Raw genomic sequence first — 23,500 nt, forward strand, 5'->3', positions numbered from 1 at the left:
AAATTTCGTTGTACGGCTCCGTGGTTCGTCCGGTCGCTCGCTCCGGACGACACCCCGGGCGGCTACCTGGTGCCCGCCGCGCTCGTCTGGTTGTACGAGGACGCGCCGTGGCGGCCGGCGGCCGACCCATTCATCGCGTGCAGCGAGAAGTGGGTACTCCCGAAGCTGGTGAGCGAGTCGCTGCTCGCCCCCTCGAACCCGGCTGCCGTGGCGGATTCGTGATAGGCGCTGAAGCTGCCGGGAATGGCGTGGTGATGGTGGTGGTGGCCTTCGTCATCGCCAACGCGCTGCTCCCGGTAACCCGCACCGGTGGTGGTCTGCTTCGGCGCCCGGTGGGTCACCGAAGAGAACCGGTGCACGGGCGCGGCTTCGGTCGCCTCGGCTTCCTCGCCCTCGGTGGCTTCCTCGGATTCGGTGGCTTCGTCGGCCTCCGACTCCTCGACCTCGATGGTGGTGTTCTCGGTGGCGGTGTTCTCGTCGTCGGACTCCACCTCGGCGGCCTGCCCCTGGTCCTGAGTCTGGGACTGGGTCTGGTTGAGGTTCACCGTCACGTCGTCGTCATCGTCGCCATGCACGATCAGCCAGGGGTGGTGGTGGTGACCGTCATGGTCGCCATCCACCATCAGCCAGGGATGGTGATGACCGTGATGGCTGTGCGGATGGTGGTGCCAGTTCCAACCGGAGTTGTACGACGCGGATCCCGTTTCGTAGGTGCCCGCGCCGCCGAGCCCGGCGTAGGTTCCGGACTGCGCGTGAACGGCGAATTCGTCGCCCCAGCCGTGGCTGCCGGCCGCTGAGGTCGCATCGACGGTTCCCGCGCCGCCGATCCCGGCGAACGTCCCGGACTCGTGGTACGCGCTGCCGCTTCCGGTGGTCCCGGGCACTTCGGCCTGGCCCGTCCCGGTGAGGAACAACACCAATGGCACGACCAGCGCTCCCGCGCCTGCCATGCGTCGGATGATAGACATCTAGTACTCTCTCCCTTTCTTCAACAGTCAGGCGTGACCTTTTCTGTTGACGTGACGAAAGGTCGCCTGGTACGTACGAGGCCCGTTCCGGGAACCTCACGTCGAAAATACCCAGGAATCGCCGAAATGAACCCGTCGCGGAACTTGTGACACTCAATCGAGTGGGCAGCGGATATCCGATTCTCCGGGCCGCACTCACAAGATCCCCTTGCGGGAGCGATATTCCGCTCATCGGCTCGGTTCACGAACGTGCGACCGCCTGCTTTCGCAAAATTGTGCGCAGCACAATATCGCCGCACCCGGGAGGCCTACGGACACGACGTGCTGCTCGCTTTTATCCTTTTGGCCGTCAGGCCAGCTCCGGGCGGCCGCGGACGAACGCGATCGGCAACAGGTAGAGGCCGCGTTCCTTGCGCTCACCGCGCAGCCATCCGTGGAAGAAGACGAGTTCGCCCAGCACGTCCGCGCCACCCGGACCGTCCACCGCGCCGTCCAGCCGTGCACTGGTCAGCAGCGGCTCCTTCGCCTTGCGGTACGGCCCACCGACGGTATCGGCGGTGGCGAAGGCCGTGTGGTAACCGCCGCTGAGGAAGTTGTCGGCGGAGTAGAAGAGGACATAGCGCAGTCCCTGCTTGATGATCACCGGGGCCTCGACGACGCCGTTCTCCGACGGATCGTCGGCGCGGAGGAGCTCCTGCCTGCCTCCGACGAGCGCGGTGCCGTCCCGCGTGGTCCGCTGCAGCCAGATCGCGGACGGGGGCGTGGAACCGCTTTCCGACTTGTACGCCAGGTAACGCGTCCCGTCGGAGTCGACGAAGGTGCGCGGGTCGATGTCGGTGGAATCCGCCGGGTCGCAGACCAGCGGGCGATCGCCGAACGGGGTGAACGGCCCGGTCACCGCGGCCGCCACGGCCATGCCGACGCATCGGCGGCCAGGGGCGGACTCGACGGCCGCGAAGTACATCAGGAACGAGCCGTCGTCGCGGCGGAAGACCTCGGGCGCCCAATAGCCCCCCGCGGGGTCGGCCCAGGCGGGATCCGCGGCCAGCGCGTCCCCGACGACGCGCCACGGGCCGTCCGCCCGCTCCGCCCGGGCGAAGGGGACCCGGCCGGACGCGCTGGTGGTGGAGAAGGCGAACTGCCCCTCGTCGGTCACCACGACATCGGGATCCGCGAAGTCCTGGTCTAGCAGGAGCGCGGGCCGATCGGCGCGGGCGGCGGACGCGGCGGCCGGGGCGAACCAGCCGAGCAGGAGGACCACCGCGGCCAGCAGGCCTGTCCACTTCATACACACCTCCGATCTGGCGACGGGCTCGGCCGTCACTCGTAGACGACGTACTTCGGCCGGGGCGCGAGGGCCATCACTTCGGCGGGCGAAAGCAGGGGCTGCCCGTGCCTGGTGTCCTCCTCGTAGAAGAGCTTCATCCCGGCGTGGACGTGTGCCGGTTTCCGCGCCATCACCTGTTTCCACGTGGCCCGCTTGAGCGCCGGCCCGCCGATCCCGTCGGCCACCTTGATCATCGAAACCCCGGGATGGGGTCGCAGCTTCTCCTCGTCCCGGACCACCGAAGCGGCGACTTGGTGGTAGACCATCACCTTGTCCGGCAGTCCCGAGGTAGCGACCAGCTCGGCGAGGTAGGCGGCGACCCCGTCGAGTTCCGCACCGGTCGTCGAGCCGAACTTCGCACCGGGGACCACACCTTCCGGCACCGCCCACTCCGGATCGAGGGCGACGCCCACGTCCGGGTTCAGGAGCCACCGCCGGTACCGGGCGACCTCGTCGAGAAAGGGCGCCCTCCCCGGCTGAATGTTCAGCAGCAGCAGGGAATTCGCCGATCGCGCGTGCTCCAGGTACCGGTGGATCGTGTCTTCACCCACGTGGGTCCGATAGCGCCCGTCCGGTCCCGGCGCGGACTGGACCATGGTGGCGATGAGTTCGATGACCGAGCGCCCGGCGCCGTATTCCGCCGACTGCTTCCGCAACAAGGCGGACGCCACCCGCAGATCCCCGGTCATCTTGCCCAATGACTTCGTACCCGCGGCACCGCAGAAACCGACGAGCAGCGAATCGGCAACCGGTTCGCGCTTCGGGGCAGGCGTGGACGGGGCTGGGGAAACCGGACGTTCCACCAAGGAGCCTTGCTGCGTCGCCGGCGCCGAGCACCCGCTCATGGCCGCCGACAGGAATCCCACCATCGCGGCACGTCTGCCGATTCCGGCCGAACGGCCGCTATCGGCGGACAAGGGCACAGCAGCTTTTCCGACCACTGGGATTCCAGCTTTCCTTCCGTGCGGAGCCAACAACTGCCGCGACCGGAATCGGTATTCGTAAAATAGATTGGCGTGGGGCGAGGGCCGGGGCACTTGCTCGCCCCACGCCAAATAGCCGGAAAGCGCCGACGGCGGAACTCTGCCTGATTCGGCCATCTCCGCGAATTACCGGCCGTCATGCGAACTCGACCAAGGTCCGCGAATATTGATGATCTTTGTTCAACGCGGATGACGTTACCGCAGTGTTTTCCGGCTTACCACCGGTCCACGCCCTTTGTGCGAAGCCCTGGACGGTCAGCCCACCAGCCGGGTTCCCGTTCGGGGGATTCCTGTCATCCATGTCCCTGGTGGCCGCCGTGCCGCGGCGGCCCGGGCTCACCCGTTCTGATCGGCCCGGACCGCGTCACCCGCGCGTCCGCGCGCTCCTGCTCCCGCGCGACCGGACACCGCGCTCGTCCGGGGCAGCTGCGCAGGAGGGTGACCGTCGGCGCCGCCGTGATCGGTCTTCCGGCCCTGCTCGCGCCGCCCGGCCACTGGACGGCGATCGCGATGGACGAAGAATTGTTCGTGTAGTCCTTCTCCAGCAGGGTACGCCCGGCATTCACCGTGGTGACGACCTCGTACCGGCCCGAGGGCACTTCCGTGATGTCCAGCCACTGGTAGTCGACATCGAACACGTAGTCGTCGGCCCAGCCGACCGAAATTCCCTCGAGGACGTCCAGCGCCGCGGGATCGCCGAACCGGCAGAGGTTCCCCTTCAGCTGCCCGGCCAGGCGGCCCGCCGGATCCACCGGGGAACGCGGGGTGTTCCGCAGCACCACGGCGTCCGCCGTCGGATGCCGGTCCCCGAGGCAGAAGCCGTTCTTCCGATCGCTCACCACCAGTCCTCCCTTCGGGGTGCGCAGCTGGAAACGTTCGAACTCCATCAGATGCCAGTGCTGGTGCATCGGGGCGGGTTCGTAGTACATCGACGTGGCAGTGGGTTGCTGGGCGTCGTCGAAGCGACCGGGAATTCCGCCGTTCGGTCCCTTCTGCAGGGCCTGGCGAACCGCCATGGTCGGCTGCTGCTCGCTCTTGCGGTTCCCGTACAGGAGCAGCGGCCCGTCTCCGACGTTCTCCTCGGCGGTCGTGAACCGCAGCCGCACGGCCTGGATGGCGCCCGAGGTGACGCAGGGGCCGTTGGGCGCCGCGCGGTCGGCGACCGGGCAGACGTCCCAGTCCTCGCACCGGGCCGGATCGCCGCCGTAGCCGCCCGGGCAACCGACCGGAGCCTGCCGCAGGTCCGGCAGCAGTCCCGGGTTGCCCGCTTCCGCCGCGGGCACGGTGGCCAGCGCGGCCGTGGCCAAGGCCAGCACCACGGCCGATCGGCGGCCGCGTTTCCCGTTCATGAGCCAACCTCGGTCAGCGGATACGGGGCCGGAAGCACCGGGCCGTGTGTTCGGCCCGTCGGCGCGCGGAAAGGGGATGGGGCGGCCGTGGTGAGCCCCAGGAGTTTGGCCACGGCCTGTTCGGTCCGCTCCGCGGCGTGACCGTCGCCGAACGGATTGCCCGCGGCCGGCGCGGCCTTGCCCGGGGCGGGGCCCGCCAGCAGCGGGCGGGCGGCGGCCAGGATGCGGCTCTCGTCCGTGCCGACCAGGACGGCGCATCCGGCTTCCACCGCTTCGTGCCGCTCGGTCACGTCCCGCAGCACCAGGACGGGAACCGCGAAGGTGGGGGCTTCCTCCTGGATCCCCCCGGAATCGGAGAGCACGAGTGCGCTGGCGGAGAGGACGCGCATCAGGTCCGGGTAGTCCAGCGGGTCGGTGATCAGCACGCGCTCGGTGCCGCCCAGCTCCCGGTACACCTGGCTCCGGACCGCCGGATTGGGGTGCGCGGGGAGCACCACCTCGAGGTCGGGATGCGCCGCCACCAACGCGCGTACCGCGCCCAGCACCCGGGTCGTGGGCGCGCCCCACGATTCGCGGCGGTGGATGGTGGTCAGGACGATGCGGCTGTGCCCGCGGCGCGCCCTCCGCTCCAGGTCGGCCAGGCGCGGTTCGGCGAACGCGCGCGGGTACGCGGCGATCCGGTGCACCGCGTCCACCGAGGTGTTGCCGGTGACCAGGATCCGGGCCTCGGGTACGCCCTCGTTGACCAGATGACGGGCGGCGGCCGGGGTCGGCGCCAGGTGGAGCGCGGCGACGACGCTGAGGAAGCGGCGGTTGGCTTCCTCCGGAAAGGGCGCCGCCAGATCGTGCGAACGCAGCCCCGCCTCCAGATGCACGACCGGAAGCCCGGTCCAGAAGGCGGACAGCCCGCCCGCGAACGCGGTCGACGTGTCCCCCTGCACCAGGACGGCGGCGGGGCGGCGGCCTTCCCACAGCTCGGCCAGCGGCGGCAGCAGGCGGGCGAAGAAGTCGGCTTGACCACCGGCCCGGCGCCCGACCGGCAGCACCACGTCGGGCTCGAGGCCGAACACCGCGAGCGCCTGGTCGACCATCGCCGGGTGCTGGCCGCTGGCCACCACGACCGGCCGGATCCGGCCGCGCCGGGCGAAGGACTCGATCACCGGCGCCACCTTCAGCGCCTCCGGCCGGGTGCCCACCACCAGATGGACTTCCGGCGCGACGGACTCAGGCACTGGGCGCTCCCCGGAAGGCGGCCCGGCGATCGCCGATGACCCGGGCCGCTACGTCGTTCGCCAAACCGACACTCGAATTCCAGCTGGTCACCGCCGGGTAGACCTGGGCGGTGGTCGCCAGCAGGAGGCCGGTGCCCGGCACCTCGACCGGCGGCCGCTGCTCGAGGTAGCCCAGTGGATACACCGGTTCGACGAAGGGCGCTTTGCAGACTTCGACGTGGTCGATGTCCTCCCGCTGCAGCCCGAGCCCCGCGTAGAGCCGGAGCAGTTGCCCGGTCCAGCGTTCGGCGACGGCCGCCTCGTCCTCGGCGTGCAGGGCGGCCCCCTGGTCGGTGTAGCGCATCGCGTAGGCGAGGTGTCGCCCGCACCGGGTTCCGGTGAGCGCGCTCATCTCGACAACGCCGTCGAATTCCGTTCCCGAACGCACCACCGGCGTCCAGTAGTGCCCCGCAAGCGGGCGGCGGAGGAAGAACAGCGCGTTCACCACGCCCCGATACGGCAGGCGGGTCTTGGGCAACCGCCGCGCGAGTTCCGGTTCGGCGAGTTCGCGCAGCAGCGGCAGCGGCAGGGTGGAGACCACCCGGTCGTAGGTGAGCCCGGCGCCGCCGGGCACGGTGAGGTGCAGGGCGTTCCCGAGGACGCGCAGCCGCCGCACCGGCGTCGAGGTGCGCACGTGCCCACCGCCCGACTCGATCGCGGAACGCAGTCCGTCGACGATCGATTTGTATCCCCCGGCCGGGTAACCGCGGGTAGCGACATTGCGTTCGCGGCCCAGCCGTTGCCAGAGGTACAGCGCGGGCACATCCGCGAAGCCGGACCCGAATTTCGATCCGAACATCGGCACGAGCAGTTTCTCCCAGATCTCCTCCCCGTACAGGCGGCGAAGCCAGTCCCCGGTCCGCGTCCGGTCGAGGTCCCGGCCCCGGCCGAGGTGGCGCAGGGAGACCGACACCAGCCCGAACCGGATCCGCTGGGCCGGTGTCAGGGCGGTGAACCGCAGCAGATCGATCGCCGAGTTGAACGGGAAATGCGCGTGGTCGACGACCATGCCCATGCTGGTGCCGCGCCACCGCACTTCGTCCCGCAACCCGAGTTCTCCGAGCAGTGCGAGCAGATGCGCGTCGGTCGGCATGACGCAGTGGTAGAAGCGTTCCACCCAGCAGTCGCCGTAGGGGAGGAAGGTGCCGAGGCCGCCGAGTTGATCACTGCTCTCCAGCACGGTGACCGGGATGCCGGCCCGGACCAGCCGGTAAGCGGTGGCCAGCCCGGTGATCCCGCCACCGATCACCACGGTTTCGGATTCGGACATACCGGATCAGAGGTTCCGGGGTGGCGCCGGTGCGAGCCGGTCGCGAGCCATCAGCTTCACGTACTGGAGAACAGCCCGCCGCAACCTCAGCTTGCTGGCTCCTTGTTTGCGGTCGTACCGCAGCATCAGCGGCACTTCCCGGATCACCGGGCGGCAGTGCCGCAGTTTCATGAGCAGTTCGACCATGCAGGCGAAACCGCGCTCCTCGACCAGGCGCTCACCCCAGTGACGCACCGCCCGTTCGAGCAGCTCGACCCGATAGGCCCGGAAGCCGCTGGTGAAATCGCGCACGCCGTCGACGCCCAGGACGCCGTGGAAGAGCACCGCCGCTCCGCGGGAAAGCACCCGGCGGAACAGCGGCGCGGTGCCGTCGTGCCCACCGGCGGCGAAGCGCGAGCAAATGACCAGGTCCGCTCCCGCCGCCAGTTCCTCCCGCAACCGGGGTATCAGCGCCGGGTCATGCGTGTCGTCGGCATCCATGACGACCACGAAGTCGTGGTGGCACGCGGTTTCCAGTACGGCACGGAGTCCGGAGTGGACCGCCTGACCGAGTCCCAGGTTGGCGGGGTGGCGCACCACCCGGAGGTCGAGGCCGGGGGCGGCCGACTCCGCGGAAGCGGCGGTGCCGTCGGAAGACCCGTCATCGACGACCCAGACGACCATCCGCTCGGTCCGGGCCATCGCCGCGAGCCTGTCCAGCAACGGCGGCAGGGAGCGGGCTTCGTTGTAGGCGGGCAACACGACGTGCGCCGTGGGTCGCGTACCACCCTCGCGCGTTTCCAGGTTTTCGACCGTCACTGCCCCTCGATTTCCACACCGCTTGCCGCCGACACCGGATTCGGCTCGGCCTTGTCAGCTCTTTCGACCGCCCGGCAACACTTCTTGACCGCGGACACCGAGAAGTGAAGGCCAATGCGCCGTCCACTCGGGTTCGGCGAAAATGGCATACACCTGAAAAGGTGGTTTCCCTTTCGCGACCATTGCGTCCCAGCCGCATCAAGAAGGGCAGGCAAGGAGAAAGGACCGATCGGAATGCAAACGTCCGCGAGAGGCGATCTCCGGTGATCGAACTGGACACGGCCTCGGACGTCGCGGTGAGACCACCCCGGGGTTCGCGGCTTCGCGACGGGGAGTCCGGGTGGCGGCGGTGGCAGGCGGCGCTGGACCGGGTGAACGCGGTCGCGGTCCTGCTGGTGCTCTCGGACGCGCTGGCACTGCTGGGATCGATCGGCATCACCGCGCAGGGCCGCCGGTCGGGATGCGCGGCAGCGGCCGTGCTGCTGGGGATCCGCGCCTGTGCCGGCCTCTACCGCAAGCGGCTGTGGCTGTCCTGGTTGCAGGATCTCCCGCGATCAGCGGGCGCCACGATGATCGGCTGGGGTCTGCTCACCGGCGTCCTCCTGCTCACCTCGGGGGACACCGAAGCCGCTGCCACCACCGGATCTCTGGTGCTGGTCTTCGCGGTCACCGGCGAACTCTTCCGATTCACCGCGTTGACCCTGGGCCGGTGGGCGCGCCGCCGGCTCGGCCGGTGCGATCGGTGCGTGGTGGTCGGCGCGGGAGAAATCGGGGTCGCGCTCGCCAGGACCATGCTGGCGCATCCCGAATACGGCCTGAGACCGGTGGGCTTCGTCGACGTCGATCCGGATCTCGACCGGGACCGGTTGCCGCTCGACCTGCTGAACGGAGACCTGCCCGGCCTGCTCACCCGGCTCCGGGTGGGCACGGTGGTCCTCGCGTTCTCCTCCGTCCACGACTTCCCGTCCGCGGACATCGCGGCGGTGGTCCATCGCCGGGGCCGCACCACCCTGGTCGTCCCGCGGTTGTTCGAACTCTGCCAGGACGACTCGAAGCACGAGCGGCTCCGGAGTTATCCGCTGGTCCGGCTGAACATCGCACCGACGAGCCGGCCGACCTGGTGGCTCAAGCGCGTTTCCGATCTCGTGCTCGCGGCGGCGGCCCTGGCCGCGCTGGCTCCGGTGATCGCGACGTGCGCGCTCGGGGTCCTGCTCGAGAGCGGCCGGCCGGTGTTCTTCCGTCAGCTGCGCGTGGGCATGGACGGCCGCACCTTCGTGCTGTTCAAGTTGCGCAGTGTCCGAACGGGACGGGAGGATGACTCGCAGACTCGGTGGTCGGTCGCCGGCGACCCGCGGGTGGGCCCGGTGGGCGCCTTTCTCCGGCGCACCTCGCTGGACGAACTCCCCCAGTTGTGGAACGTCCTGCGCGGTGACATGTCCATCGTGGGACCGCGGCCGGAGCGGCCGGGGTTCGTGCGGGAGTTCTCCGCGACCCACGACCTGTACTGGGCCCGGCACCGCGTTCCCGCCGGGCTCACCGGGCTCGCGCAGGCACACGGTCTCCGCGGGGACACCTCGATCGCCGAACGTGCCCGGTACGACAACTACTACATCGCGAACTGGTCCCTATGGCTGGATGTGAAGATCATGCTCTTGACGGCGAGGGAGCTGTTCCGCGGCGCGCGACCTCGCGCCACCGGCGGATCGGACGCCGCGCCGCCGCGGTCCTGACGGTCACCGCGGTGGTGGCCGCATGCGCCACCCCGGCCGCGGACGAAGATCGGGCGCCACCGCCCGAGCCGGCCGCGCCCTGCGCGTGGTGGTACGGCATCGGGGACAGCCCCACCGCCGCGGAGCTCGAATCCGCGGCCCGCCGGTACCGGGTCGTGGTGCTCAACGCCTCGGAGATCGCCGCCATGCGGCGCCTGCGCGAGCTCAATCCCCAGATCACCGTGCTGGTGTACAAGGACCTGTCCAGCACTCGCAACTACCCCGGCGCGGTCAACGGTGACGTCGACGCGCAGTGGCTGCCGACCGGGATCGGCTACTACGCCGCGCAGCGCGAGCATCCCGGCTGGTTCGCCCTGGACGTCGAGGGCCGCCGCATCGAATGGCGCGGGTACCCGCGCCACTGGCAGATGACGGTCTGGGATCAGGCCTACCAGCAGGCCTGGGCCGCGGCGGTGACCGCCGAGGTGGTCCGGGAAGGCTGGGACGGCGTTCTGGCGGACAACGATTTCAACTCGCTCAGCCACTATTCGCCCGCGGTTCTCGCCGGCACGCCCGATGCCGCCGCGACCGACCGGCTGCTCCGGGACGGCCTCGACGCGTTCCTCGCCACCGCGGGCGACGCGCTGGCCAAAGCCGGAAAGTCGTTGGTGCCCAACGTATCCGAAACCCACTTGATCCCCGGCCGCTGGACCGCGCATTCCCGGTTCGGCGGGGCGATGGAAGAGAACTTCGGCTTCCGCGACGACGGCGGTTCCGGTGCGCTGCTCACGTTCCAGGGCAACGAATGGCAGGAGTTGCGCGCACAGGCCACCCTCGGTGAATCCTGGCTGCTGCTGGTCACGCGGACCCCGGGCCCCCGGGAGGACCGCGCCGGATACGCCAGTGCCGCGATCCTCGCCGGACCGCGGACGTGCTGGACGCCCGCGAAAGCGCCCAGCTACTCCGAACCCGACTGGTCGCCCCTGCAGGATTCCGGGCTGGGCAAGGCCGTCGAGACCGCGAATCGCCTCCCCAACGGCGTCTGGACCCGGGAGTTCACCGACGGATGGGTCGCGGTGAATCCCACCACGACGGCGGCGCCGGTCACCCCGCCCGCCGGAATGGTGACCCTCGAGGGCACGCCGGTCGCCCAACTGGACCTCCCCGCCGCCGACGGCGTGGTGCTCGTCCGGCCGAAAACGCCACCGGCCTCGTCCCCACCGCCTCCCCCGCGCTGAGCGCTCAGTTCCCCAGCAGGGTCCGGTACAACTCCAGGTGCCGCCGCGCGCACGTCTCGGCCCCGAATCGTTCGCGGGCGAACTCGGCGCAGCGGCGCCCGGCCCGCCCGGGTTCCGGATCGGCGAACACCGCGCGCAGCTTCTCGGCCAAGTGGTACGGGTCGCCGGGGGTGGCCAGGTATCCCGCCGCACCGGGCAGGGCCAGCATGTCCGCGACCCCACCGGTGTCCGTGGCCACGACCGGTTTGCCCGCCGTCAGCGCCTCGGCGACGACCAGCGGCTGTTGCTCCATTGTGGACGGAAGCACCAGCGCGTCGGCCCGGGCGAGCCAGTCCGGCACATCGGCGCGGAAACCGAGGAAGCCGACCCGCCCGGCCAGGGGCGGCCGGTTCGCCAATTCCTCCGCCCCGGCGCGCTGGGGACCGTCGCCCAGCACGGTGAGGTGCGCGTCCGGCGGCATGACCCCGGGCATGGCCAGGGCGCGCAGCAGGGTGAGCAGCCCTTTCCGCTCGACCAGCAGACCCAGGAACACCAGGTGGCGCACCGGCCGGTCCGGTGGACGGAGGGGCACCGGATCGACGCAGTTGTCGATCACCGTCAACCGGGCGGTGGGAACCCGCAACCGCTCGCGCAGGAATCGCGCCATCGCGGAAGCGGGCACCACCGTCCGGCGCAGCCTCCTGGCGACCACCGCGTCGGCGGCCAAGACCGCGCGGGTGTAGCGGGAAGGAGGCTGCGCGCCACGACTACCGCGGAACCACGGTTCGGTGACGTCGTCCGGTACTCCGTGATACGTCTGCACAACCGCGACCGGCTCCCGGCGGCACCGGGACAGGGGCAGGCTGATCAGCCCGGCCCGCCGGTCCTGGGCGTGCACCACGTCGGGCCGCCAGGCGCGCAAGAGCATGCGGGCACGCCCGCTAGCGGCGAGATCTCCCTTGCGCGGCACGGAAATCTCCTCGAAGTTTCCCGACAGCCGGTCGAGGTCGCGGGCGGGACGCGGGCCGAACACCCGGACCTCGGCGTCCCCGGTGGCGTTCACCGTCGCGGCCAGGCGAACGGTGACGTCCACCGGGCCGCCCCGGTCCTGGGTGAGCAGATAGGCGATCCGCGGGCGCCGGGTCATCCGCGGCTCCGGTCGTCGACGAGCTTCTCGACGAGCACGGCGGTCTGCTCGCCCATCCGGCACCGGTCGAACAGTTCTTCGGCCCGCCGGCGAGCGCGCAGGCCCTCGCTGATCGCGAGTGCGGGGTCGGCGAGCCGGGACGCGATCCCCGCGGCCAGCGCGGCGATGTCCCCGGCGGGCACGACCGCTCCCGCGTCCCACAAGCTCTGGCGTACGCCGCCGACGTCGAACGCGACGACCGGCCGACCGGAAGCCATGGCTTCCAGCGGCACCAGTGCCATGCCTTCGGCCCGGGACGGCAGCACCACCACGTCGGCCGCGGTGTAGAAGTCCGCCGTGCGGTGTTCGTGCCCCTGCCAGAGCACGGATCCGTCCCCGGCGATCGGATGGGTCTCGCGCCACGCCCGGCCCATCGGACCGGCGCCGACCAGCACCAGCCGGGCGCTGGGCACGGCGGCCAGCACCCTCGGCCATGCCGTCAGCAACTGGTCCTGGCCCTTGAGCCAGGCGAGCCTGCCCACGCACACCGCGGTGGGGGCGAACTCGTGCAGCCCGAGTCGTCGGCGGGCATGGACCCGGCTGCCGGGGCGGAGGCGTTCGGTGTCGACGCCGTTGCAGACGACCGCGGCGGGCGAGTGCACCGCCGCGGCACGGCCGGTGACGAGTTCGTCGTCACTCACGCAGATCAGCTGGTGCGTCCACCGGGAGGCGGCCCTTTCCCAGCCACGGCAGGCCAGGCGCAGGAGACCGCGCGCCGATTCGAACGACCAGAGGTGCGGCTGGAAGAGCGTGGGAAGGCGGCCGCGAAGCGCTAACCGCCCGGCGAGCCCGGCCTTCGAGCTGTGCAGGTGCACGACGTCCGGATCGAGCCGATCGAGCAGGCGCCGCAGCCGGAACGTTTCCGCCACCGAGCTCACCCCGGGCTCGCGCCGGGCGGACCACGCGTGCACCTCGACTTCCGCCTCGCGCGCGCGGTCCACCAGCCAACCGGCCGGCGGGCACGCGATGGCGACGTCCCAGCCGCGAGCCTGCTGATCGGTGGCCAGGTCCAGCACGACCGACGCGACCCCCGCGTCCACCGGCTGGGTCACGTGCACGATCTTCACCGTTGACCTCCTACGAGTCGTGCGGACCGGCCGCGGCGCGTGCGCAACGCGCACAGCTCCTGGACGGCCTTCCGCTGGGTGAGTACGGTCGCCGCGGCGTAGGCGGTGAGCAGCACCACGGCCTCCGCCAGCGCACCGAGAACCGACGTCGGCGGGCCGAAGCAGCCGAGCCCGTCGAGGACGAGAACCGGGACGGCGCTGACCAGTGCGGCGACGAGCAGACCCGTGACCTGACGCGCCAGCCCCCGCGCGGAGGGGGCGAGGTCGAGCCGCATCAGCACGAACCAGGCGACCGGGAGGAGCAGCCATACCGCCAGGACGTGGGACGCCGCCGCGGCCAGCACCCCGAACCGGGTCAACGACGCCAGCGCGACGAGCAGCACCAGCAGGTGCAGGCACTGCAGGACCAGGTACGACCGCGGACGCCCGGCCGCGCGGATCGCCTCGTACCAGCCCTGCAGCAGGCAGGTCGCCAGCCCGTGGGCGCACAGCACGACGAGGACGCCGGAGGCGGTGCTCCACCGTTCGCCGAGCAGCACCACCCGGTCGCCGAGCGCCGCGGCGACCAGGTACAGGCCGCCGGTCGCCACCAAGGTGGCCCAGGTGAAACGGCCGACCGCCACCGGCAGTTCGGCGGACCGTCCACTGCGGATCAGTCTGCTGTAGACGGGGAAGGCGACCGCGCCGAGCACGACCGCCACCGTCAGGAGGGGGACGGACGCGATCCGGTACGCCAGCGAGTAGCTGCCCATGACTTCCGGGCCGAGCACGTGCCCGATCACCGGGTAACCCACGTTCAGCAGCAACGCCGCCACGATCGCGGCCGGTCCGACGACGCCGACCCACCGCAACGCCTCGCCCGCGCGGGCGCGATCCCACCGCGGCCTGACCCGCACCCCCGCCAGGAAGGCGAACAGCGGCTGGGCGATCGCGGTGCACAACAGGCCGAACACGAGTGCGCGCGGCCCTTCCCCGCAGACCGCGAGCACCACCGTCACCACGGCGCCGAGGACCGCGCTGCCCGCGTCGGGGAACAGCCGGCGGCGGAAGTTCAGCTCGCGGTGCATCAGTCCCATTTGGACACCCCCGACCGCGGAGAACGGCAGGCAGAGCGCGGCGAACTGGAGCAGTCCCGCCGTGGCGGGGGAACCGAGCAGGGCCGCGATCGGCCTCGCGGTGACCAGCAGAACACCGGTGAGCACGAGCGCCGTGCCGACGCTGAGCGTCAGCACGATCCCGGCGGTGCGGCCGGGATCGCTTTCGGCCCGGCTGATCAGGTCGTACACCCCCATGGACTGCACGACCTGCCCGATGTTGACCAGGGAAACGACGAAGGTCACCAGCCCGAGGTCGCCTTCGGTGAGGAAGGCCGCCAGCGCCACGGTGACCACCACCTGGCTGCCCTTGCTGATCAGGTTGATCAGACCCAGCCACAACGAACCGCGCACGGCCGCGGTCGCCAGCCGTTCGCTCATCCCGGCCGTCCCGGCACCGGGACGGCCACCGCATGGCGCCGGGTGAGCACCGCCGCGGACACCACGAGCGCGCACCAGCACGCGACGACGGCCACGCCGTCGACGGTGGCGGCCGTTCGCTCGCCGAACACCGGAATGAGCACGCGGTCGACCAGGTGCAGGTGCAGGAAGGGCACGGCCAGTGCCAGCACGGCGAATCCCAGCGCCCGGCCACCGGGTCCGTTCCGGCGCCGCCACCAGGCCATCGCGGCCGCCGCCATCGCGGGCACCGCGATGAGGACGTCACCCGGCTGGTGCACCACGGCGACCACCACCGCCACGCAGACGAGCAGATCCGCCACCGCACCGGCCGCGGGGTCGGCCAGCCGGTTCAGCCGCCGGACCAGGATCGCGGTCACCGCGAGCACCGCGACCAGCGTGACCAGCTCCGCGCCCGGGGCGAGCCAGCCGGTGGAGCGGAACAACACCGCGGCGAAGTCGATCCGCTCACCGGTCGGCGAATCCACCGCGCCGTAGCCGGTGCCGCGGGCATGGGTCAGATTGGCGGTGATCGTCCGGGCGAACGAGCCGATGCCACCACCTTCCACCACGAGCCAGACGACCACCGGCAGGCTGGCCGCGGCCGCGGCCAGGGTGCCGCCCAGCGCCACCCGGCGGAATCCCTGGCACCACAACAGCACCGCGAGCGGAAACCCGAACTGCGGCTTCAGCCAGGCGAACGCGAGTGCCACGGTGGCCCAGCCGGGCCGATCGCGCCGCAGTATCAGCACTCCCGCGACGGCGACGGCGATCAGCGGATTGATCTGTCCCAGGTACAACTGGGCCTTGCCGACCTGGCTGCTCACCATCAGCGCGGCGGCCACGACCGTCCCGAGCACCACCGGGACCGGCGCCCACTCGCGCATCCGATGAACGGCCAGTCGCCCGAGCAACCCCAGCAATCCCAGCGAAAGCAGGACGAAGGTCACCGCGCCCAGCCGGTACTCCGGCCGCGCGAACGGCAGGTGCAGGTACAGGTGGTAGGGCTGGTAGAGGTTGAAGCTCTGGCGTACCGGCCAGTGCTCGAACATCGCCGCGGGATCGTAGGGATTGCCCCCCGCGAGGAACTCCCGGATGGGGAAGTACAGCGCATCGCGGAAGTCCTGCAGCCGTTCTTCGGCACGGTTGCCCGGGCCGGGCGCCGGTACTTCGAAGGCGGGGCGGAGGGCACGCCAAGCGCTCACCGCGGCCACCGCCGCCGCCAGCGCGGTGAGCAGGGCCGACGCGGACCCCGTCCGGCGCCGGTGGGTCATGCGACCACCACCGCGGCCAGCAGGGTGTTCTCGGGCAGGACCCCCACCGCGGCGGTGAGCCCGTCCTGCCGTCCCCCGCCGCGCGTCATCGCGACCACCGCGGCGCCGGCCAGCCGATCCGAAGCCCGCTGGGCGCCGAGCCGCTCGCTCAGCGATTTCGCCGGGCCGGCCAGTTCCTCGTCCACCGCGAGCACCCGGAGCGGGCGGGCCGTCGCCTCGCCGAGCATCGCGAGGCGAGCGGTCAGCACGGGATCGTCCACCCGCAGCACCGGCACCGAACGGCGGGCGCCCGCGGCCACCAGCGCGTCGCGCACGGCCTCGCCGTCCCGCCGCCCGAACGGCACGGTGCGGCGCAGCACCAGGATCGCGACGGCGGTCGTGACGGCGGCCGCGAGCGCCAGACCGGCCGCCAGCAAGGGATCGGGCGCCACCCGGGAGATCTCGACCCGCTCGTCGAGCAGGCGCAGCCGCCCAACCGGTGCGAGCAGATCCGCGTCGATCATCGCGCGGGCGATGGCCGAAGCCAGGATCCGCGCGTTGTGCTCGCTCGGCGCCCGCACGGAAAGCCGTGCGAGCCCCGACGCGGGCACGAGTTCGACCGCGACGCCCTTCGCGAGTTCGTCGATCCCGGGTGCGTCCGGGACCGACGCCGCCGCCGCGCCCAGCACCGAGGGGCTGCGCGTGAGCTCGACGAGTGCGGGCAGCGTGAGCGCCACGACTTCGCCGTACCGCGCTTCCGCGGCGGGCCCGTTGGTCACCGGACTCGCGACCAGCCCGACCCTGCCCTGGTAGACGACGTCGCGCAGCCCCACCGCCAGGAGCACGGCCGTGCCCACGGCCACCGCGACCGCGACGGTCAGCGCGACCGTCCGGACGGTTCCCGCGTGGAGCCGGATCACCGCCGCCCGCCGACGAGTTCGGAGCGCAGCAGCTCGTCGTAGGACCGCATCAGCACATTCGGGTCGTGCCTGCGCCGGATGGCCGTCAAACCCATTGCCGCGGCGATGTTCCGGGCCCGCCGGTCGGCCAGCAGGCCGCGCAGCGCCTCGGCCGTGGCGTCCGGGTCCCGCGGCGGCACCAGGACACCGCCACCGTCGGCCAGCAACTCACGGACTCCGTCCACATCGGTCGCGACCACCGGGCACCCGGCGGCCAGCGATTCGAGGACGGCGATCGGCAGGCCCTCCCAGTCGCTGGTCAGCACGGTCACGTCCGCCGCGGCGAGCAGGGCGGGCACATCGTTGCGGTTCCCGAGAAATCGGACCCGTTCCTCGATGCCCAGGTCCGCGCAGCGGCGCTCCAGCGCGCCCCGCAGGCTGCCGTCCCCGGCGATCAGCAGGACCGCCGGACCACCCAGCCTCGCCCACGCCTCCAGCAGCACGTCGTGCCGTTTCTGCGGTTCCAGCCGGGCCACGCACAGCGCCACGGAATCCTGGGACGACAAGGTGAGCAGTTGGCGCGCCGGGCCCCGGAGGCTCGGCTGGCAGACCGGTGAGACGGCGTTGCGGATCACGGCCGGCTTGGTCAGCCCCGCCGCGGCCAGGCGGTCGGCGATCGCCGTCGCGACCGCGACCACCTGATCGGACGTCCGGTGGAGAATGCGGGCGGCGTCGGGATAGTCGGCCTCGGCCACCCCGTGGAACACGGTCAGCAGCGGTACCCGGCGGCCGGGCAGCATCGCCATCTTCGCCGACGCGCTCGCCGACACGTTGTGCGCGATCACCGCATCCGGCTGGAACCGGCGCAGCGCTGTTCTCGTCGAGGCGGCGGCACGCAGCAGGCCACCCGCGCGGCGCCGGGCGACGGGGACCCCGAAGATCGGAATTCCCTGTCCGCCCAGCTCTTCGGCGTGCCGGCCACCGCCACTGGCCACTCCGGACAGCCAGCCGAAGTCCTCACCTCGCACGGCCATCTCCCGGACCAGGGCTTCGGCTCCGCCCGTCCCCATCTCACTGATCACGTGCAGGACGCGCATTCCCGCATTTCCTTCCACTCAACAGATCGATCGCGCACGCGAGCGCGACCGCGAACCACAACGGCAGGTAGTGCTGCTCGGACAGGAAGCAGGAGGCGACCAGTGCGGCGATCAGGCTGGCCTGCACCGCGATCACGAACCGCCGGTCCGCTCCCCGCCGCAGGGCGCGTTCGCTCGCCACCAGCGCGGTGCCTGCCAGGCCCAGCAGCAGCACCAGGCCGGGGATGCCGAGTTCCGCTCCTGTCTCGAGATAGATGTTGTGCGCCACCGGGAGCTGTTCGGCCAGTTCGGCGAGATCGGACGCGGCCACGTACTCGCTCCGGAAGCCACCCGGTCCCACGCCGTACAGCGGGTTCTCCACCAGCATCCGCGCGGCGGCCTGCCAGCGGAGTTCCCGCGCATCCACATTGGACTGCGCTATGTAGGCCTTCTCCTGCGTCGCCCGGGCCAGTTCGCCCGGCACGAAGGTCACCGCGATCAGCGTCAGTCCGGCGACGAGCGCGACGGCGCCGGTGAAGATCCGGGCCGGCAGGACACGGCGGACGGTCAGCCATCCGGTGGCCGCGAGCAGGGCCAGCATTCCGCCACGGGAAAAGGTGGCGAGAATGCCCGCCAGCACCACGGTGGCCGCGACCCCGGCGAGCAGCACCGACCCGCGTCCGGTTCGGCTCGCGACGATCGCGACCAGCAACGGCAACGCGGTCACCAGGACGTACGCGAGGTCGTTCGGATCCTCCAGCGGCCCCGCCGCCCGCGACTGCTCCTCGGCGATCAGGCTGTGCAGCGCACCGGTTCCGGCGGCCACGGCGCCGCCGACGGCAGCCGCGCACAACGCCACCGGCGGCACCTCGCGGGACGCGACGTCGACCAGGACGACGGCGACGGCGACGAAGGAGAGCCATCGCACCGCGTACTCCACGGTGAACGGCTCGCCCGCGTGCACGGCGGCCGAAGCCAGCACCGCGGATCCGAGCAGCAGGAGCACGGCGTGCACCGGATGCGCCGACGGCGCCCGCCGCTGCCGCAGCCGGACGACGGCCCAGGTACCCACCAGCAGCAGCGCCGGCAGCTTGGCCAACTGGGCGTGCAGTTCGGTCAGGTATCCCTCAACCGGCGCGCATACCACCGTCAGGCAAGCGAAAGCGATCAACCACATCCGCACTGCCGGTCGTATCGGCATCTCGCGGGACCGCACCCCGACGATCATCCGCAGCGGTCCAGCTCTCGCACATCGCGCACCCGGTTCAATCCGGACGAGCACAACCCGGCCACCTGCGTGCCGATGCTCACGACCTCGAAATGCCGCCGCATAGCGCTCAACACCCAGCCCAGCAGTTCAGCCTTGCGAGCGCGCGGCACCCCCGCACCGGGGAAGAACTCCATACCCGGCATCTCGGCGCCGGTGAGCACATCGGTCGGATGCAGCAGCAGCGAAGGCGTCACCCCGCGGATCCGGCACAACCGCAACGCCGTGGCGAAATAGGCCCGGGCCAGCCTGGGCGAAGCTTCGAACAGCCGGACGAGGTAGGTCCCGTGGAAGGGAAGACGCAGCAGCGGCATCGTGGTGACCGGCACCTCGACCAGGCGCGCCCGGTCGCCGATGCGCCACCGGTACGCGCCGATCGGAGCACGCACCCGGGAAAACCCGCCGAACAACTCCTCATGTCCCGTGCCCCGCTCCGCGGCGGGGGAAAGCTTGCGATTGTGGTAGGCCCGCGCGAGCGGGCCGATCCAGGTCGGCAGGGTGCTGGCGTCGTAGGAATACCCGCGCTCGTCGAGAAGTTCGAGCAGCGGCCGGGTGACGCTGAATCCGGGACCGCGGAAACCGACCGGCCTGGGCACGCCCGCCGCGACGATCGCCTCCTCGGTACGGCACACCTCCGCTTCCAACCGGCGCCGGGAGAACCGGTGCAACCACGGCTCGTGGAGGTAGGAATGGTTACCCACCTCGTGGCCCTCCGCGGCGAACGCCGCCACGGCCTTCGCACCGTCCTCCCGGGCCACGTCGGCGCCCACGGCGAAAACGGTCGTGGTCAAGGAATGCTCGCCGAACAGCTCGATCAGCCGGGGCACCGCCGCGGCCAGGAAACTCGGCCGGCGTTCCCACCTGGAATCGCCGTGGGTTCGCAAATACGCCCACAAGTTGTCCAGATCGAGCGAAATGCTCGCCCTCGAGGTCGTCGTCATCCTGAGCTCCTACCGATTCCGGCTTGCCACTGCTGGTCAGGCGGTGCCATGCGCTCTCACTCCGTCGACCACCGGCGTCTGCCGGCACGAACCGAGGACGAGGACACCGGCCAGAACCAGCGACAGTCCGGACGCGACTGACCATTGCCGCCCCGGCACGATCTGATCCCCGAGAACGGTCATTCCGGCCACGGACGCGAGCACCACGCTGGTCGCGTCCATCGACGCGACGACGGAGGTGGCCGGGCCTGATTTCAAAGCCAGCGCGAGACCGCTCTGCCCGACGACCGCCGCCAGCACCATCAACCAGGTCAACGGGGAGAACAGCAGCCCCGCCAACGGCTCGTCGGCGAGTGTCCGGCTGACCACGGCGACCACTCCGAACGCGACACCGGCCAGCACGGCGGAAGCGAGTCCGGCGTTCACCCGGCTGACCGGTATCAGCACCACCGCACCGGCCGCGACCGTCCCGAACAGCGCGACGGCGAAGCCCGGGGGAATGTCCCGGGCCACCGAGACCGTGGACGCTCCGGCCAGCAGCACCAGGCCCGCGGCGATGATCGCCAACGCGGCGAGTTCGGCGGGGCGGATTCGCCAGCGCAGCACCAGTGCTCCGAGCAGAGCGCCCACCCCGATCGCGGCGCACGAACCGGCCTGCACCAGGTACAGCGGCAACGAGGCCCTGGCCAGGAACGCCAGCCCGAAGGCTCCGATCTGGCTGGTGAAGCCGAAAAGGTAAACCTTGTCCGCGAGCAGCCGGGAGAGAAAACCGATTCGTGACCGCGATCTTTCACCGACCCGGCAGGCGGCCGCACTCTGCGCGACGATCCCGAGGCCGTACAACGTCATGGACGCCGCGAGTTCGAGGTAGCCGGACACAGAGATCCTTCCGCATCGTTTGTGGGAATGGGCCGAACGCGACTTGGTGCGTCTCGAAAAACCTTACAAGCCAAGCAGTCCGATCCCATTCGAACGAACGCACAATGCGGCGGAACGCTGTCGACGTCGAGAGTTGTCGAGCCGGGAAATCACAATCGGGTGCAATCGGGGCGGGAGGCTAACGATTCATCGGGTACGACCCGAAGGGCGTCTCGATTGTCAGTGACGAGCCATGGACTCTCCGCCCGGAACGCGCTGGGTGCGGGCGGCCGGACCGAGTTTCCCTTCCGGCCACACCTCGGCCTCGGCGCTGAGCGCGGTGGCCACGTCGATGTCTCCGGAACGGACCATGTCGGCGAGCGAGCCCGACTCCGGACGCAGCATCAGCCAGCCGGCCACCTCCGCATCGGTACCGAAGATGTCCTCGCCTTCTCTCCTACGTTTGGCGAAGTAATCACTCGCCGTCTTGGTCTGCGGCACCCAAACCGGGCCCCAGCGCAGCACGATCCGCCCGATCTCGTTGGGCTGATCCGCTGGATGGATCAATCGATCGCCGGTAACCGGCGTGACTCGCCAGTCGAAAGGAATTCCGGGTGCGTAGATGGTCAAGGTGTCCAATGCTGCTCTCCTCCGGGGGTCCACAGTTTCGCGAGAATTGAAGTTCTTTCACGTCAACCCAACGAGGCTTGCCTATGGCGGCATCACTGTACCTCGAAACATACCGACCGCCCCGTTTTCTGTCTGGAACCACACTAATGAGTGCATCTCTGGAGGTGTCACCGTCGCCCTCTCGGGTATTCGACTTCAGCTACTCCACCCACGGAAGGGCACAAACCAAGGAGCGGGGACGGGCACTTTCCCCGAGGCCGGAAACCGCTCGGTCGGTTTGGCGACCTACCCCCGCTCCTGACGAGAGGTAGAGCTGTGACTTGCGATCGAAGCCAATCCGGGTCCCCGGGCCACTCCCCGTTGGCTTTCACTTCCACGGTCCCCGCCCACCTGGTCCACCGTCGCAGCGTGGCGGAGGTCTTGATCATGGATTGGCGCGTACTCGGTCCGAACCACTTCGAGTGCGCCGCCCAATGGCCGCGCGGTCACCGCGTCTTCCGCACCCGTGATGGCGGGCATGATCCGCTGCTGATCGCCGAAACCTTGCGTCAAGCAGGGATTTTGCTGTGCCACACGGCCTACGGGGTGCCCGAGGGAGCCCGGTTCCTGATGGACCGGATCGGCTTCGACGCGGATCCGTGTCAACTGGCCGACGTCGGAGAACCGGCAGAGGTGGTCGTGCGTGTCCACGCGGCACCACCCCGCCGCACCCGTCTGCTGACCCAGGTGTCCTACGACTACGAATTCTCCCGGTCAGGACAGCACCTCGCCCGGGGTGTCGGCGGGGTTCGGTGTGTCGCCCCGGCACTGTACGAACGCATCCGCGCCCGCGCCACGCAGGACGCCGAGACCACGACCGCCGCATCCCCGGTCAAACCTTGGCGGGTCGGCTTGACCGACTACGGCGACGTGGCCATCGGGGAGCGATCAGGCCCGGCCACCGTGCCGATGCGAGTGCCGATGGGCCATCCGGTCCATTTCGAGCATCCGCTGGATCACGTCCCGGGGATGCTGGTGCTGGAGTCGATACGGCAGGCCACACGGGTTCTGCTGGATCGGCCGGAAGCCCAGCCGATCGCCGCCAAGTTCGAATTCCACCGGTTTCTCGAGCTCGACCTGCGCAGTGAAATCAGCGCGCTGATGAAGCGCGCCGACGGCGAGACCGTCACGCTGGACATCAGCGTGGTCCAAGGCGGCCAGTGCGCCGCGGAGGGCACCCTGGTCGTGGCCGGTCAGGGCTCCAGTTGCTCCGGCCGCCGGGGCGTCGGTGTCTTCACCTCGCCCGTGGCGCCCATCCTGACGAACTGGCGGTAGTGCGGCAGTTTCCGTTCCGGAACCAGCGTGGGGAGCAGCATTTCCCACATTTCCCGAATTCTTTCCCAAAGGTCGTTCCGGCCAGTCATGACTTGAGACAGAATCTGCACTCCGGTGAACGCGCCGACCACAAAGCGCGCAACCACCGCCGGCCGAACCGCGCCATCGAGCTCGCCGGATTCGCTCGCATGCACCAGGAGACGTTCGGTCACGGCAATCCAACCTTCATAAGGCTCCGAGGTGGATTCGCCGAAAGTCCCGTGTTCCAGGGTCAACCTGATTCCCGCCCGCACCATGGGATCGTGCATCAGCTGCAGGGCGAGGCTCTGCGAAAGCCGGATGACCGCCTCCAGCCCGGTCTGCCCCTCCTCCAGCTCCTCGTTCGCCACACCCACGGCCCACAGATGTTGGTAGGAGATCACCGCGCGCGCAAGCTCCTCCTTCGAAGAGAAGTGGAAGTAGAGCGCGCCTTTGGTCACGCCCGCGAGCTTCAGCACGTCGTTCAGGCTGGCGCCCCGGTAACCGTGCCGGTCGAATAGCTTCGCGGACGCTCTCAGGATCGCCTCCCTAGTAATCTCCGCACGAATCTGCTTCGCCATTACCGACTCTCTCATGCCCAGGAAT

General features: G+C 70.4%; 21 protein-coding genes. 3 read left to right on the forward strand and 18 right to left on the reverse strand.

Translation table 11 applies throughout. From position 1 onward, the window contains the following. Positions 1-62: 62 nt before the first annotated feature. The 7 genes from FXO23_RS10740 to FXO23_RS10770 form a co-directional block, all read right to left on the reverse strand. Complete coding sequence (locus FXO23_RS10740; protein WP_158883478.1) at positions 63-950, reverse strand: hypothetical protein; 888 nt, start codon at positions 948-950, stop codon at positions 63-65. A 367-nt stretch (positions 951-1,317) separates the two neighbouring features. Beyond that, positions 1,318-2,256: a glycoside hydrolase family 43 protein gene (locus FXO23_RS10745; RefSeq protein ID WP_158883480.1), complete on the reverse strand. Its 939-nt coding sequence runs from the start codon at positions 2,254-2,256 to the stop codon at positions 1,318-1,320. 32 nt (positions 2,257-2,288) lie between these two features. Then, positions 2,289-2,984, reverse strand: coding sequence for a hypothetical protein (locus FXO23_RS10750; RefSeq protein WP_246257114.1), 696 nt, complete (start codon positions 2,982-2,984; stop codon positions 2,289-2,291). A gap of 587 nt (positions 2,985-3,571) precedes the next feature. Further along, entirely contained in the window at positions 3,572-4,627 is a 1,056-nt protein-coding gene (locus tag FXO23_RS10755; RefSeq protein WP_158883484.1) for a lysyl oxidase family protein, read from the reverse strand. Next, on the reverse strand, positions 4,624-5,859 hold the full coding sequence (wecB, locus tag FXO23_RS10760; RefSeq protein WP_158883486.1) for a non-hydrolyzing UDP-N-acetylglucosamine 2-epimerase: 1,236 nt from the start codon (positions 5,857-5,859) through the stop codon (positions 4,624-4,626). Before wecB ends, FXO23_RS10755 begins: the two co-directional genes overlap by 4 nt. Next, positions 5,852-7,168 carry an FAD-dependent oxidoreductase gene (locus FXO23_RS10765; RefSeq protein WP_158883488.1) on the reverse strand — a complete coding sequence of 439 codons (1,317 nt, stop codon included), beginning with the start codon at positions 7,166-7,168 and terminating at the stop codon, positions 5,852-5,854. The genes wecB and FXO23_RS10765 overlap by 8 nt, the downstream gene beginning before the upstream one ends. 6 nt (positions 7,169-7,174) lie before the next feature. After that, complete coding sequence (locus FXO23_RS10770) at positions 7,175-7,966, reverse strand: glycosyltransferase (protein WP_158883490.1); 792 nt, start codon at positions 7,964-7,966, stop codon at positions 7,175-7,177. A gap of 263 nt (positions 7,967-8,229) precedes the next feature. On the opposite strand from FXO23_RS10770, the gene FXO23_RS10775 reads away from it, so the two are divergent. Both FXO23_RS10775 and FXO23_RS10780 read left to right on the forward strand, forming a co-directional pair. Further along, on the forward strand, positions 8,230-9,696 hold the full coding sequence (locus FXO23_RS10775; RefSeq protein ID WP_158883492.1) for a sugar transferase: 1,467 nt from the start codon (positions 8,230-8,232) through the stop codon (positions 9,694-9,696). An 11-nt stretch (positions 9,697-9,707) separates the two neighbouring features. Then, positions 9,708-10,913 (forward strand): putative glycoside hydrolase family 15 protein, encoded by a 1,206-nt coding sequence (locus tag FXO23_RS10780; RefSeq protein ID WP_246257115.1) that lies wholly within the window; start codon positions 9,708-9,710, stop codon positions 10,911-10,913. A 4-nt stretch (positions 10,914-10,917) separates the two neighbouring features. On the opposite strand, the gene FXO23_RS10785 is transcribed toward FXO23_RS10780, so the two are convergent. The 10 genes from FXO23_RS10785 to FXO23_RS10830 form a co-directional block, all read right to left on the reverse strand. Next, the gene (locus FXO23_RS10785) at positions 10,918-12,039 is read right to left on the reverse strand and encodes a glycosyltransferase family 4 protein (RefSeq protein WP_158883496.1); all 1,122 of its coding nucleotides are present in this window, start codon (positions 12,037-12,039) and stop codon (positions 10,918-10,920) included. Continuing rightward, positions 12,036-13,145 (reverse strand): glycosyltransferase, encoded by a 1,110-nt coding sequence (locus FXO23_RS10790; protein WP_158883498.1) that lies wholly within the window; start codon positions 13,143-13,145, stop codon positions 12,036-12,038. The genes FXO23_RS10785 and FXO23_RS10790 overlap by 4 nt, the downstream gene beginning before the upstream one ends. Next, complete coding sequence (locus tag FXO23_RS10795) at positions 13,142-14,620, reverse strand: oligosaccharide flippase family protein (protein ID WP_158883500.1); 1,479 nt, start codon at positions 14,618-14,620, stop codon at positions 13,142-13,144. Before FXO23_RS10795 ends, FXO23_RS10790 begins: the two co-directional genes overlap by 4 nt. Then, positions 14,617-15,912, reverse strand: coding sequence for a glycosyltransferase family 87 protein (locus FXO23_RS10800; RefSeq protein ID WP_158883502.1), 1,296 nt, complete (start codon positions 15,910-15,912; stop codon positions 14,617-14,619). The genes FXO23_RS10795 and FXO23_RS10800 overlap by 4 nt, the downstream gene beginning before the upstream one ends. After that, complete coding sequence (locus FXO23_RS10805) at positions 15,909-16,811, reverse strand: hypothetical protein (RefSeq protein ID WP_246257116.1); 903 nt, start codon at positions 16,809-16,811, stop codon at positions 15,909-15,911. Before FXO23_RS10805 ends, FXO23_RS10800 begins: the two co-directional genes overlap by 4 nt. After that, positions 16,808-17,887, reverse strand: a complete 1,080-nt coding sequence (locus FXO23_RS10810; RefSeq protein ID WP_158883504.1) for a glycosyltransferase — start codon at positions 17,885-17,887, stop codon at positions 16,808-16,810. Before FXO23_RS10810 ends, FXO23_RS10805 begins: the two co-directional genes overlap by 4 nt. Beyond that, positions 17,862-19,043 (reverse strand): O-antigen ligase family protein, encoded by a 1,182-nt coding sequence (locus FXO23_RS10815; RefSeq protein WP_158883506.1) that lies wholly within the window; start codon positions 19,041-19,043, stop codon positions 17,862-17,864. Before FXO23_RS10815 ends, FXO23_RS10810 begins: the two co-directional genes overlap by 26 nt. Before the next feature lie 47 nt (positions 19,044-19,090). Then, positions 19,091-20,074 (reverse strand): polysaccharide deacetylase family protein, encoded by a 984-nt coding sequence (locus FXO23_RS10820; protein WP_158883508.1) that lies wholly within the window; start codon positions 20,072-20,074, stop codon positions 19,091-19,093. Between the two features lie 36 nt (positions 20,075-20,110). Then, positions 20,111-20,953: a hypothetical protein gene (locus FXO23_RS10825; RefSeq protein ID WP_246257117.1), complete on the reverse strand. Its 843-nt coding sequence runs from the start codon at positions 20,951-20,953 to the stop codon at positions 20,111-20,113. A gap of 219 nt (positions 20,954-21,172) precedes the next feature. Continuing rightward, a complete protein-coding gene (locus FXO23_RS10830; RefSeq protein ID WP_158883510.1) occupies positions 21,173-21,571 on the reverse strand; it encodes a hypothetical protein in 399 nt (132 codons plus the stop codon). A gap of 306 nt (positions 21,572-21,877) precedes the next feature. Here FXO23_RS10830 and FXO23_RS10835 point away from each other — a divergent pair, with 306 nt between their 5' ends. Next, on the forward strand, positions 21,878-22,876 hold the full coding sequence (locus FXO23_RS10835; RefSeq protein WP_281356507.1) for a ScbA/BarX family gamma-butyrolactone biosynthesis protein: 999 nt from the start codon (positions 21,878-21,880) through the stop codon (positions 22,874-22,876). Here FXO23_RS10835 and FXO23_RS10840 read toward each other — a convergent pair. Next, on the reverse strand, positions 22,795-23,475 hold the full coding sequence (locus tag FXO23_RS10840; RefSeq protein ID WP_158883514.1) for a ScbR family autoregulator-binding transcription factor: 681 nt from the start codon (positions 23,473-23,475) through the stop codon (positions 22,795-22,797). The genes FXO23_RS10835 and FXO23_RS10840 overlap by 82 nt on opposite strands. Positions 23,476-23,500 lie beyond the last annotated feature (25 nt).

Source organism: Amycolatopsis anabasis (genome assembly GCF_009765355.1).
In the GTDB taxonomy this organism is placed as follows: Bacteria; Actinomycetota; Actinomycetes; order Mycobacteriales; family Pseudonocardiaceae; genus Amycolatopsis; species Amycolatopsis anabasis.

Coding starts and splice junctions, on each gene's coding strand:
- FXO23_RS10750 (WP_246257114.1), bottom strand. CDS start 2,984: ATGACCGGGGATCTGCGGGTGGCGTCCGCCTTGTTGCGGAAGCAGTCG.
- FXO23_RS10785 (WP_158883496.1), bottom strand. CDS start 12,039: ATGACCCGGCGCCCGCGGATCGCCTATCTGCTCACCCAGGACCGGGGC.
- FXO23_RS10765 (WP_158883488.1), bottom strand. CDS start 7,168: ATGTCCGAATCCGAAACCGTGGTGATCGGTGGCGGGATCACCGGGCTG.
- FXO23_RS10820 (WP_158883508.1), bottom strand. CDS start 20,074: ATGACGACGACCTCGAGGGCGAGCATTTCGCTCGATCTGGACAACTTG.
- FXO23_RS10840 (WP_158883514.1), bottom strand. CDS start 23,475: ATGGCGAAGCAGATTCGTGCGGAGATTACTAGGGAGGCGATCCTGAGA.
- FXO23_RS10815 (WP_158883506.1), bottom strand. CDS start 19,043: ATGTGGTTGATCGCTTTCGCTTGCCTGACGGTGGTATGCGCGCCGGTT.
- FXO23_RS10810 (WP_158883504.1), bottom strand. CDS start 17,887: ATGCGCGTCCTGCACGTGATCAGTGAGATGGGGACGGGCGGAGCCGAA.
- FXO23_RS10745 (WP_158883480.1), bottom strand. CDS start 2,256: ATGAAGTGGACAGGCCTGCTGGCCGCGGTGGTCCTCCTGCTCGGCTGG.
- FXO23_RS10800 (WP_158883502.1), bottom strand. CDS start 15,912: ATGACCCACCGGCGCCGGACGGGGTCCGCGTCGGCCCTGCTCACCGCG.
- FXO23_RS10755 (WP_158883484.1), bottom strand. CDS start 4,627: ATGAACGGGAAACGCGGCCGCCGATCGGCCGTGGTGCTGGCCTTGGCC.
- FXO23_RS10740 (WP_158883478.1), bottom strand. CDS start 950: ATGGCAGGCGCGGGAGCGCTGGTCGTGCCATTGGTGTTGTTCCTCACC.
- FXO23_RS10795 (WP_158883500.1), bottom strand. CDS start 14,620: ATGAGCGAACGGCTGGCGACCGCGGCCGTGCGCGGTTCGTTGTGGCTG.